Genomic DNA, 11,854 nt, shown 5'->3' with positions numbered 1-11,854 from the left:
TTACTTTAATAACGAAAGATTATCATACAAATTAAATTATAAAACCCCTGTTCAATATAGAATTGAACAAGGGTTTGTGTAATTCGTGGTTTTTAGTGTCTACTTTTACTTTACAAGTTCAACTATCGCGTGGTTTTCGTTGCACACAAAAAAACTCCTGACCAAATGGTCAGGAGTTTTTCATTTGACATTAATTATTTAGTCATGCTTGCAACTTCAGCCGCAAAATCGTCTTCTCTCTTTTCGAGACCTTCGCCCTTTTCGAAACGAACGAAGTTAACAATCTTAACGCCCTTAGAAGCCAAGTACTTTTCAACAACCTGCTTGTCGTCTTTAACGAAAGCCTGCTGGAGTAAGCAGTTCTGTTCGAAGAACTTGTTGATTTTACCGCCGAGCATTTTTTCCAAAATGTTTTCGGGCTTGTTTGCGTTCTTCGGATCTTCCTTCATCTGTGCCAAGATGATGCCCTTTTCGTGTTCCAGATCAGCTTCCGGAACAGTATCCTTAGAAAGATACAAGGGGTTGATTGCTGCAACCTGCATTGCGATATCGCGAGCAGCTTCATACTTTTCTTCGGTATCGAGTGCGCCTTCAGCTTCAACCAATACACCGATTCTGCCTGCAGCATGGAGGTATGTGCAAACATTACCTTCAGCGCGAGCAAATCTTCTAATGTTCATGTTTTCGCCGATTTTTGCAATCAAAGCGGTAAGGGTATCGCCAATGGTTGCACCGTTTACTTCAATAGCCTTCAAAGCGTCAACGTCAGCAGGGTTGTTGTCAGCAACAGCCTTAGCTACAACATCAACGAAAGACAAGAATTCGTCATTCTTTGCAACGAAGTCGGTTTCAGAGTTAACTTCAACCAATACAGCAACGCTCTTGTCGTCGGTCATGTAAGTTTTTACAATACCTTCGGAAGCGATTCTGCCTGCTTTTTTAGCAGCGGTAGCCAAACCCTTTTCACGCAGGAATTCGATTGCCTTGTCCATATCGCCATCAGTTTCGGTCAATGCCTTTTTGCAGTCCATCATACCGGAACCGGTCATTTCTCTTAATTTCATTACATCTTTAGCTGTAAATGCCATAATATTTTACCTCCCTAAAGAATTGAATTATTCCTGAACAGCTTCTTCAGCGTCATCTTCTGCTACTGCAAAGGATTCGCCCTGTCTGCCTTCCAAAATTGCGTTGGAAATGGTGGATGCAATCAGTTTTACTGCACGGATTGCGTCGTCATTGCCGGGAATCGGGAAGTCAACTTCTTCCGGATCGCAGTTGGTATCAACGATAGCAACAATCGGAATGTTTAATTTGTGTGCTTCCTGAACAGCAATCTTTTCCTTTTTGGGGTCTACGATAAACATACAAGCGGGGATATCTTTCATTTCTTTGATACCGCCGAGATATTTTTCGAGCTTTTCTTCTTCATTCTTAAGGTTTGTAACTTCCTTTTTGGGGAGAAGTTCAAAAGTACCTTCTTCTTCCATCTTGTAGAGCTGTTTTAATCTTTCAATTCTCTTTTTGATGGTACCGAAGTTGGTGAGCATACCGCCCAACCATCTTGCGTTTACATAGTACATGCCAACGCGTTCTGCTTCTTCTTTAATGGAATCCTGTGCCTGTTTCTTGGTACCAACAAACAGAACTTCACCGCCGTTTGCAGCGATGTCTCTTACGAAATCGTAAGCTTCTTCCACTTTCTTTACGGTTTTCTGCAAGTCAATGATGTAGATACCGTTTCTTTCAGCAAAGATATACTCTGCCATTTTGGGGTTCCATCTTCTGGTCTGGTGACCGAAGTGAACACCTGCTTCGAGCAATTGTTTCATAGAAATAACTGCCATTTTCAACACCTCCGTGGTTAATAAAATAATTTTTCCTCCGCTTAAAATCATCCTTGGTAACGACCAATTTTCTGGCACCGGCTACCTTGTATTTAAGCGTGCGTATTTTTACCGCCATAGTAGTATAACAGAAATAAACAAAAAAATCAAGTCTTTTTTCAGATTTTTTCAAAAAAAACTTGATTTTTTTCTATATTAAAATACTTCAAGCACCTTTTTGCCTTTTTTTACAAAGGCAATAAACGACGAAAGTTCTGCTCGACGGCAAATCCACCTGCCACCTTTAAAAACTTCCCTGGTGTGCACATCCACCCATTCTTCGCCCTCGGGCAGGTATACTTCCCGCTCGGTCTGCCCCTGCTTTACAATAGGTGCAAACAAAATATCCGGTCCGAACATGTACTGCTCATCTAAGCTGTAGCAGATTTCTTCTTTAAAATCATAAAACATGGGACGCATCACGGGCGTACCCGTTTTGGATGCATGCGTCATCTGCTCTGCAACATAGGGTCTTAACCGCTCACGCAGAGCAATTAAATCTTTTAAGATTTCGTAATTCCTTTCGCCCCACACCCAGATTTCATTCGGACCGCCTGTCGGCTCTAACAATTCAGAGTCTTGTTCACCGTAAAATTTACGCACACCGTGTAACCGCATTACGGGACAAAATACACCAAACTGGAACCATCGCACAATCAGCTCTCTGAAATAGTCGCTTTCGCCGTCACCGCCACCGAAACCGCCGATATCGCTGTTCCACCAGGGTATACCGCTCATTGCCATGTTTAAACCCTCCTGCACGGAGATTTTTAAGCTTTCAAATTTAGAAGGAATGTCCCCTGACCAGATGAGTGCGTGCTGACGCTGACTGCCCACCCATCCGCAACGGGTAAGCAAGCAGATATCCTCTATTCCCTCAGCTTTCAAACCGTCAACAAACATTTTCTGATAATAATACGGATAAATGGAGCTGCACTGATTGCCGTTACCCATAGCATACCGCAGATTCCCGAAATCCGCATCGTGATAAATATCAGGCTCTGCCACATCCAGCCAGAAAGTCTTAATACCTAAATCAAAATAGTTTTTCTTAATTAAATTCCAGACAAATTCCCGTGCCTTGGGATTGGTCATGTCATAATACGTTACGGGGCCGTGAAAATCAAATACATCAAAAGAGCCTTTTTCGGTACGCACCAGTAACTCTTTTTCATTTAATTCTTTAAAATATCTGGTATTCCGATGCACCGTCGGCCAGACCGATACAATCGGCTCAATACCCATGGAACGAAGCTCGTCCACCATAGCCTTGGGGTCGGGCCAGTATTTGGGGTCAAACTGAAACTCACCCTGCTCGGTCCAATGAAAATAATCAATAATAATAGAAGAAAGCCTGATGCCTCTCTCCTTATATTCCCTTGCCACCGACAGCACTTCGTCTTGGGTCAGATAGCGCAGTTTACACTGCCAGAAGCCGGTTGCCCAATCGGGCATTTTAGGCGCATACCCCGAAATTTCTGCATACCCCTTCATCACCTCGGCAGGAGTGTCCCCACCGATAATCAAAAAGTCCAGCTGCTTTGCTTCTTCCGCTTCCCAAAGGGTGCGGTTTTTGGAAAATTCCACCCGTCCGATAGCAGGACTGTTCCATAAAAATCCATAGCCGTTAGAGGAATACACAAAAGGAATGGTACACTTGGTGTTAAAATGCCATAAATCCAAGGAAGCGCCTTTTAAATCCCACAAATCGGTAAATTCGTGTCCAAGACCGTAAAAATGTTCATTATCATAAGCTTTAAACCCTGCGCGGATTTTATAAAAGCCGTCGCTTGCAGGCAAGTATAAACGGGTCACATCGGAATGCACATTTTTAAAGGTCTGACTTGCAAAAATTTCTTTTTCACCTTTCAAACAACGGTACTGTCCGTTAGAAAACATTTCAAAGGCCAGACAGCCGTTTTGGGCTTTATACCCATTTGATGTTTCCTGCCACAAAATTTTTGTTTCTTTCGCAGGCAAAAGTGTCCAGTTTATATCTTCAATTTGTTCGTTTGCTGTTGCCCGCACCCGAAAAATGTTTTCACCATAGGGCTCAATTTCAATATATTCGCCATTTTTTCTAAAAACCAGCATTTCACCTTTTACAGTCAGATTTCCCATAGCAATCCCCTTTCTGTTGTTTTTAGTATATCAATTCGTCCAAGTAATGTATATAAGTTTTCTGTTCTCAAATACAACAAACCTATTCTTTACAATTTTGCAAAATTACTTTGTTTGCATTGCTTTTTTCAAAATAATATGATAAAATATATGTGTATGTAATTTTTCAGGGAGGAACGAAATGGAACACATCAGCTCACCTGCGCAAATCAAAGAGATTATGCGACAGCACAACTTAATATTCCATAAAGGTCTGGGACAGAATTTTCTTTATGATGCCCACTTTTTAAATCAGATTGTGGCTTCCGCCGAGCTGACCAAAGAGGACACGGTATTAGAAATCGGTCCGGGACTCGGGGTACTCACCACCCGCATGGCAGAGCAGGCAAAAAAAGTGATCGCAGTAGAAATCGACGGCGGTATTGTACCCGTGCTTGCCGACCTTACAAAAGATGCAGGCAATGTGGAAATCATCAACCGTGACATTTTAAAAACCAACTTAAACGAAATCCTGCCCGAGGGTGAAAAGGTAAAGGTTGTGGCAAACCTGCCCTATTACATCACCTCACCGATTATTATGAAGCTTTTGGAAGAGTGCGACCGCATTTCCTGCATTGTGATTATGATTCAGAAGGAAGTGGCAGACCGCATTGTGGCACTTCCGGGCAGTAAAGACTACAGTGCACTCAGCGTTGCGGTGCAGTATTATTCCAACCCCGAAAAAAGAGTAATTGTTCCTGCCGGTGCATTTGTACCGCCCCCGAAAGTGGATTCTGCGGTATTGCGCCTTGACATTCCCGAAGCACCGAAGTTTTCGCCCGATGATAAAAAAGTGTTTTTCAGAACAGTAAAAGCCGCATTCGGTCAGCGCAGAAAAACTTTGGCCAACGGCTTGTCCACAGGTTTTCCCGAACTTGGGAAAGCGCGCATCAAGGAAATTATTGCAGAGTGCGGATTCCCCGAAACGGTACGCGGAGAAACATTGTCTATTCCCGACTTTATAAAAATTTCAAATTTATTAAAATAAAAAAAGGAAATAAAAAGGTTTTGTCGAATATAACATTTAATAGGGGAAAATTTGGAATTATTTTATGTAAAAATATCCCTATAGGATTATTTGATAAACAAATTTAAGGAGGAAATCGTATGACCACTAACAAGGCAGTATTAACATGGCTTGACGAAATGGCAGCCATGACTACCCCCGATCAGATCGTTTGGATTGACGGTTCTGAAGCACAGCTTGAAGCACTCCGTGCAGAAGCTGTTGCAACCGGCGAAATGATTAAATTAAACCAGGACCTTCTTCCCGGCTGCTACTATCACAGAACAGCTGAAAACGACGTAGCTCGTGTAGAAGACAGAACTTTCATCTGCACCCCCACCAAGGAAGAAGCAGGCCCGATCAACAACTGGATGGACCCAACCGAAATGTATGCAAAGCTTACCGCTTTGTACACCGGCTCCATGAAAGGCAGAACCATGTATGTAATTCCCTACTCCATGGGCCCTGTAGGTTCTCCCTTCTCCAAAATCGGTATTGAATTGACCGACAGTATCTATGTTGTACTTAACATGGCTATCATGACCAGAATCGGTAAATCCGTTTTGGAAACCCTCGGCGACAGCGATGATTTCGTTAAATGTCTGCATGCAAAGAAGGATGTAAATCCCGATGACAGATATATTGTACAGTTCCCCCAGGATAAGACCATCTGGTCCATCAACTCCGCTTACGGTGGCAACGTACTCCTTGGCAAAAAGTGCTTTGCATTGCGTATCGCTTCTTATCTTGGTATGCAGGAAGGCTGGATGGCAGAACACATGCTCATCTTAGGTCTTGAAAATCCCCAGGGTGAAGTAAAATACATCGCAGCAGCATTCCCGTCTGCTTGCGGTAAGACCAACCTCGCAATGCTCATTCCGCCCGAATACTTAAAGAAGAAGGGCTATAAGGTTTGGACTGTTGGTGACGATATTGCATGGCTCAACATCGGTGAAGACGGCAGACTGTACGCAATCAACCCCGAATCCGGCTTCTTCGGCGTAGCACCGGGTACCAGCGAAAAGACCAACTACAATGCTTTGCAGGCAACCATGAAGAACACCATCTTCACAAACGTTGCCATCAATAAAGACAACAACACCGTATGGTGGGAAGGTTTAGACAAGAATCCGCCCGAAAATGCAATCGAATGGAAGGGTGCAGAAGTAAACGGTAAAGAATATACCGCTGCAGGCAACAAGCTTGCACATCCCAACTCCAGATTTACAGCGCCTGCTGTAAACTGCCCCTGCATCTCCTCTGAATTCGAAAATCCGCAGGGCGTGCCGATTTCTGCAATCGTATTCGGCGGCAGACGTGCTAAGACCGCTCCGTTGGTATACCAGGCAAGAGATTGGGAACACGGCGTATTTGTAGGTGCAACCATGGCATCTGAAACCACCGCAGCAGCTGCAGGTGCAGTTGGCGTTGTTCGTCGCGATCCTATGGCTATGAAACCGTTCGTTGGCTACAACATGGCTGACTACTTCGGTCACTGGCTGAAGATGGGTAAGAAGATGGATGCAGAAAAAGCACCGAAAATCTTCCACGTTAACTGGTTCAGACAGGATGAAGAAGGCAACTTCATGTGGCCCGGCTTTGGTGACAACATGCGCGTTCTTCTCTGGATTTTAGACCGTTGCGCAGGCAAAGCAGATGCGGTTGAAAGCCCCATCGGTTACCTGCCCACCGACATCGACACCACCGACCTTGACTTGGATGCTGACGTTCTGAAAGAACTCTTAAGCGTTGACAAGGAAGTTTGGATGGAAGATGTAAAAGATCAGAAAGAATATTTTGCACAGTTTGGCGACAGATTGCCTAAGGAAATCGCAGACCAGCTTGCAAAATTGGAAGAAAACTTAAAATAATCTTCTTTACATACAAAAAGCACTCCGCTTGGAGTGCTTTTTGCTTTTGTGGCGTAGCAACATTTGAAAGAATCCTCGCGCAATAAAAAAGTGCGCAGCTTGAGAGCTACGCACGAAAAACGCATGGCTCCCAAGTTGCGACACAAGGTTGTTTCAAAACTAACAATGGTATGTGAAACAGAGCATGCATTTTTGCCAAAACAAAAAAATGCATACCAATGTCAGTTTTGTTATTTACTTGTGTCGCAAGTACAGTATACCACACTTTCTCAAAAATTGCAAGCGAAAATCAACACAAAAAGCACCCGAAAAATTCGGGTGCTTTTTTTCATTTAGAAAGCTTTCGGTATTCTTTTGGTGCAACACCTGTTGTTTTGGCAAAATAGCGGGAAAAATATGCCGAATCCTGAAAACCGCAATCGTTTGCCACTTCCAGAACAGATTTTTCGGAATGCAGCAGCATTTCCTTTGCTTTTCTAATGCGCACACCATTTAAATATTTGTGTAACGTAACCCCTTCATGCTTTAAGAACAATGCATTTAAATAATAAGAATGATAACCTGTCACACTTGCAATCTGTTCATTTGAAATATCATTTTTAAAATTTTGCTCAATAAATCGTTTGACTTTGCCAATCAATCTCTCCTTTTCAGGTGCAAGCACGGACAACTCTTTTATTTGTTCCGCCTTTGCCAGTATGCACTTCATAATTCCCGACCCGAGCGGAGAATTTGGCGTTTGATATAACTCAAAAAGCGCATCCATAAATGTTTCTGTTTCTTCCGCATGCCGGATTACGCAAGGCAGTTCAAACGCCTTTCGGCAGGCTGTAGAGGTAATGTCCTGCACCGAAAAATCTCCTTCAGGCACAGGTGGACGCACAGGCATGTCCATGGCAGACGCATCAAAATCAAAATTCACAATGTAATATGCGCATTCTTCCGCACCGCATTCAATTTTATAAGGCGTACCCGGTGGCACGGTCATGAAATCCCCTGCATCAAGCGTCTCACATCTCTCCTGAAGCACCACCGAAAAGGTACCCGAAATGCCGTAAAACAAGCGAAAATCAAATGCACACACAAATGTTTCGTAGGGGACCTTGTAGGTAACCTTATTCACATACCGCACGCACGGGTTGAATTCTTTGTCTTTCATGGTCTTCCTCCATCTTTGTTTTGTCCAATTTTTTATTTGTATTCTGCATTGATTATAGCACAACTCCTTGATATAATCAAGAAAAATAATAAAAAAACAAAGAGGTGTTTTGTGTGAAAAAAACAAATGTGGCAGTTATCGGTTGCGGTGAATTTTCTCAGCATTTCATTCCGCTGTTTCAGGCACATCCGACCGTAGAAGCGGTTTATGTATGCGATCTGGATCGCTCCAGAGCCGAGAACTATTCCGAAAAATTTGGTGCGGAAATCATTGAAACCTTTGAAGATGTTTTGAAAGACAGCCGTATCAATACCGTCGCAATCTTTACCCAGCGCCACACCCACGGTGATCTGGTTGTTCGCGCTTTGGATGCAGGCATGGACGTATATTCCGCTGTGCCCATGGCAATTTCGGTTGAAGACTGCAAGCGCATTATTGATGCTGTAAAACGCACAGGGAAAATCTATATGATGGGCGAAACCTGCGTGTATTATCCCAGCTCCATGTACTGTAAGGAAGCGCACGAAAGAGGCGATTTCGGCAACTTCGTTTACGGTGAGTCCCAGTATTTCCACGATTTAAGCCATTTCCACGCAGACTTCCAGGCAGACCGTCCCGCTTCTGCTGTTCCGCCCTTTTACTATCCCACCCACTCCACCGCAATGATTTTAAATGCGGCAAATGCCTATGCCACAAAGGTTTCCGCAGTGGGCTATGTGGACAAAGAAGAAAATACCCCCTTCGCAGTAGGCAAAAACCCCTGGGACAACGTATTTTCCAATGAATTTTCTATGATGCACTTAAGCAACGGCGGTTTTGCAAGAGTATCCGAATGCCGTCGTATCGGTTACAAAGCGCCCAGCTCGTTTGTATCGGGTTTTTACGGCACAAAAGCTTCTTACCAGTTTAATAACGCACAGCACTTAGTTACCCGTCTTACCAAAAAGGGTGTAGACATCGAGGATGTGAGCGACTATGTAAATCCGGCTGAAATGACCAAGCACAAAAACGACCCGGACTATAAACAGAATGTAGCCAACCACACCTGGCAATGGTGCGACTTTGCACCCATTCAGCAAAAAGAAGCTGACCGCCTGCCCGATTCTTACAAAGAAATGCCCCAAACCAATGGACACATGGCATCCCATCAGCTTTTAATTGATGACTTCTGCACTTGTGTAGCAGAACGTAAAATGCCCTATGTAAACGCGTGGAAAGCGGCGCGTTTCACCATTCCCGGTCTGATTGCACACGAATCCGCAAAGCAGGGCGGTGTGCTGTTAGATATTCCGGATTTCGGCGAGGCACCTGAAGATGTTAAATAATCCCATATACATAACCGCCCAGATAATCGGCTTTATTCCGATGATTATTGCCTTTTTTACGTTTTTGTTCAATGACCGTAAAAAAATCATCTTTTCCAAAGCCATTTCGGACTTATTGTGGGCTGTACACTTTTTCATGCTTGGCGAACCCTCGGGCGGTGCAATTAACACCGTAAATGTTGCAAGGAATCTGGTGTTTTCCCAAAAAGGAAACAAAAAATGGGCATCATCTGCATACATTCCTGTTTTCTTTTGCATCGTAAGTGCTGTCTGTACAATACTCACGCAGGACAGCATCAAGGGTATTTTGCCTCTTGTCGGGTCATGTCTTGCCATCATCGGTTTTTGGTGTACAGATCCGCACAACGTCCGCAAATTCAATCTTCCTGGCGTGACATTGTGGCTGATTTACGGAATCCTTACCCTTTCTATTTCGTCCATTATCAGCAACACATTATCCATCATTTCGATTATCATTACGGAAATAAAATACAGAAAAAAGAGTAAGGCTTAAGTCTTACTCTTTTTTCTGTATCGTAATGGAGAAACGCCCATTTTCTTTGTAAATATGCGGCTGAAATAGTAGGGGTCTGTGTAGCCGACTCTTAATGCAATATCGCTTACGCTCTCGGTGGTATCGGATAAATACAGACAAGCAGTTTGCACACGCAAGTCAATCAGATAGGTATTGGGAGACACGCCCGTATGCTTTTTAAAGGCTGCACGGAAAGCGGTAAGTCCCATATTTTCCTTATCCGCAAGAGTCTGTACCGCAATATTCTCAGCAAAATGCCGATGAATATATGCCATGGATTTTAACGGCACATCCACCTCTTGAGTATACCGTGCGGTAAGTGCCAGAATTTCTCGCAGGATGCTCTCCGAAATGGTTTCAAACTGCTTATCCCGAATCATGAACTCCCGAAACAGCCGTTCAAACAGCTTTTCAATATCCTCATGGTTTCCGATTTGCACCTTTTTATCCAGCCCACCAAACACTTCATTTGAAAGTGCTCTTGCCTGGCTTCCCGTAAAATGAACCCAAAGATATTCCAAATCCCCTTTGTTTTCATAACTGTACGGTGTATCGGGCGAAAAAAGATACACCTCGCCCCCGTTTACCGTCTCTTCTCCCACACATAACGCCCCCCGAAGCACATACAGATAATAATAATCCACACGGTCGTGATGGGTCACAAAGGCATGGTTCATCCGAAGCGCCCCACAACAGTTCACCTGCAGGGCAACCTCTTCATTTTGGATATTGGATTCACTTATATAGCTTACTCTGTGATACGTTTGTGTCTGCATACGCGCCTCTCCGACGAAAAGTCCATTTTTATTTTCTATTTATCCATTGCCAATGTCTTTATATCCATTATATAATAAAGATAAGTAAATGTCAATTTAATTATCTGTTGACGAAATACACAAAAAAGGAGAATACAGTATGCAATTTACCATGAAACAGATTTCACCTTTGGAAAAGGTGCGGTCTCACGATGTGTTACCCAAAGAAGAATTTATCAGAAGAAAAGCTTTAAAAGGCGAGCGCGTGTCTTATCAGATTTGCTTTAGATGCGACCCCCGTTGCTATGCAAAGCTTGAAGTCATTTCCCCTTTAAAGGACTCGGTTTCACTTTTTGTGGAAAAGGAAGTGTACATGGATGTTCCGGTCAATCACCCGGACGCGAAAGACCATGCGGATGAATTTATCACTACAGAGCCGGGCTTTATGCCCGATGTGCTTGTTCCCATTGAAGAACAAGGCAATATCATTCGTCTTGTGCCCCACAACACCGTCGTATGGGTAAATGTAAACATTCCCGAAGACATAGAAGCAGGCAAGTACGACATCCGCATTCAGGCAACCTTAAACAGCACCTTCCCCACTAAAGAGCCTGAAATCTTAACGGTTTGCTCTAAGCTGGAATTGGAAGTTATAGATGTGGTAATTCCTGCACAAAAAACCATTTACACCCGCTGGTTTTACGCAGACTGCATTGCAACCCAGCACAATGTAGATGTTTACTCTGAAGCACATTGGTCACTCATTGAAGATTACATTCAAAAAGCGGCAAGTGTTGGCGTGAACATGATTTTAGTGCCGACACACACTCCGCCTTTAGATACCGAAATCGGCACAGCACGCCCTTGCGTTCAGCTGATTGACATTGAGAAAAACGGCGATACTTACACCTTTGATTTTACCAAATTCAAGCGTTTTGTAAACATCTGCAAAAAGAGCGGTATTAAATACTATGAACTGGCACACCTCTTTTCCCAGTGGGGTGCAAAATGTGCGCCCAACATCATGGTTACCGAAAACGGCAAGACCGACTATATGTTCGGCTGGCATGTATCTGCAGATTCCCCCGAATATATTTCCTTCCTGAAACAGTACATCAAAGCAATTTCGGACGAATTAAAAGCCGAGGGTATTGATA

General features: G+C 43.6%; 10 protein-coding genes. 5 read left to right on the top strand and 5 right to left on the bottom strand.

Annotation, left to right across the window (positions count from 1 at the left end; all coding sequences use genetic code 11):
- Nucleotides 1-194: 194 nt before the first annotated feature.
- From IJE10_00665 to IJE10_00655, 3 genes are all read right to left on the bottom strand, one after another.
- Entirely contained in the window at nucleotides 195-1,088 is an 894-nt protein-coding gene (locus tag IJE10_00665) for an elongation factor Ts (GenBank protein MBQ2966620.1), read from the bottom strand.
- A gap of 27 nt (nucleotides 1,089-1,115) precedes the next feature.
- Nucleotides 1,116-1,847 carry a 30S ribosomal protein S2 gene (rpsB, locus tag IJE10_00660; GenBank protein ID MBQ2966619.1) on the bottom strand — a complete coding sequence of 244 codons (732 nt, stop codon included), beginning with the start codon at nucleotides 1,845-1,847 and terminating at the stop codon, nucleotides 1,116-1,118.
- A 195-nt stretch (nucleotides 1,848-2,042) separates the two neighbouring features.
- A complete protein-coding gene (locus IJE10_00655; protein MBQ2966618.1) occupies nucleotides 2,043-4,007 on the bottom strand; it encodes a glycoside hydrolase family 31 protein in 1,965 nt (654 codons plus the stop codon).
- A gap of 181 nt (nucleotides 4,008-4,188) precedes the next feature.
- On the opposite strand from IJE10_00655, the gene rsmA reads away from it, so the two are divergent.
- A complete protein-coding gene (rsmA, locus tag IJE10_00650; GenBank protein MBQ2966617.1) occupies nucleotides 4,189-5,034 on the top strand; it encodes a 16S rRNA (adenine(1518)-N(6)/adenine(1519)-N(6))-dimethyltransferase RsmA in 846 nt (281 codons plus the stop codon).
- A gap of 119 nt (nucleotides 5,035-5,153) precedes the next feature.
- A complete protein-coding gene (locus tag IJE10_00645; GenBank protein ID MBQ2966616.1) occupies nucleotides 5,154-6,923 on the top strand; it encodes a phosphoenolpyruvate carboxykinase (GTP) in 1,770 nt (589 codons plus the stop codon).
- A gap of 328 nt (nucleotides 6,924-7,251) precedes the next feature.
- On the opposite strand, the gene IJE10_00640 is transcribed toward IJE10_00645, so the two are convergent.
- On the bottom strand, nucleotides 7,252-8,082 hold the full coding sequence (locus IJE10_00640) for a helix-turn-helix domain-containing protein (GenBank protein MBQ2966615.1): 831 nt from the start codon (nucleotides 8,080-8,082) through the stop codon (nucleotides 7,252-7,254).
- A gap of 113 nt (nucleotides 8,083-8,195) precedes the next feature.
- On the opposite strand from IJE10_00640, the gene IJE10_00635 reads away from it, so the two are divergent.
- Both IJE10_00635 and IJE10_00630 read left to right on the top strand, forming a co-directional pair.
- Entirely contained in the window at nucleotides 8,196-9,407 is a 1,212-nt protein-coding gene (locus tag IJE10_00635) for a Gfo/Idh/MocA family oxidoreductase (protein MBQ2966614.1), read from the top strand.
- Entirely contained in the window at nucleotides 9,397-9,921 is a 525-nt protein-coding gene (locus IJE10_00630; protein MBQ2966613.1) for a YgjV family protein, read from the top strand. Before IJE10_00635 ends, IJE10_00630 begins: the two co-directional genes overlap by 11 nt.
- On the opposite strand, the gene IJE10_00625 is transcribed toward IJE10_00630, so the two are convergent.
- The gene (locus IJE10_00625) at nucleotides 9,918-10,718 is read right to left on the bottom strand and encodes a helix-turn-helix transcriptional regulator (protein ID MBQ2966612.1); all 801 of its coding nucleotides are present in this window, start codon (nucleotides 10,716-10,718) and stop codon (nucleotides 9,918-9,920) included. The genes IJE10_00630 and IJE10_00625 overlap by 4 nt on opposite strands.
- A gap of 139 nt (nucleotides 10,719-10,857) precedes the next feature.
- On the opposite strand from IJE10_00625, the gene IJE10_00620 reads away from it, so the two are divergent.
- Nucleotides 10,858-11,854, top strand: a 997-nt coding sequence (locus tag IJE10_00620) for a hypothetical protein (protein ID MBQ2966611.1), incomplete at its 3' end; no start/stop codon positions are given.

This window comes from Clostridia bacterium (genome assembly GCA_017410375.1).
Lineage (GTDB): Bacteria > Bacillota > Clostridia > RGIG6154 > RGIG6154 > RGIG6154.
This window is presented reverse-complemented; position numbering and strand designations above follow the sequence as displayed.

Excerpts from the sequence above, each read along its gene's own strand:
- IJE10_00665 (MBQ2966620.1), bottom strand. The coding sequence starts at position 1,088 with ATGGCATTTACAGCTAAAGATGTAATGAAATTAAGAGAAATGACCGGT.
- rpsB (MBQ2966619.1), bottom strand. The coding sequence starts at position 1,847 with ATGGCAGTTATTTCTATGAAACAATTGCTCGAAGCAGGTGTTCACTTC.
- IJE10_00655 (MBQ2966618.1), bottom strand. The coding sequence starts at position 4,007 with ATGGGAAATCTGACTGTAAAAGGTGAAATGCTGGTTTTTAGAAAAAAT.
- rsmA (MBQ2966617.1), top strand. The coding sequence starts at position 4,189 with ATGGAACACATCAGCTCACCTGCGCAAATCAAAGAGATTATGCGACAG.
- IJE10_00645 (MBQ2966616.1), top strand. The coding sequence starts at position 5,154 with ATGACCACTAACAAGGCAGTATTAACATGGCTTGACGAAATGGCAGCC.
- IJE10_00640 (MBQ2966615.1), bottom strand. The coding sequence starts at position 8,082 with ATGAAAGACAAAGAATTCAACCCGTGCGTGCGGTATGTGAATAAGGTT.
- IJE10_00630 (MBQ2966613.1), top strand. The coding sequence starts at position 9,397 with ATGTTAAATAATCCCATATACATAACCGCCCAGATAATCGGCTTTATT.
- IJE10_00625 (MBQ2966612.1), bottom strand. The coding sequence starts at position 10,718 with ATGCAGACACAAACGTATCACAGAGTAAGCTATATAAGTGAATCCAAT.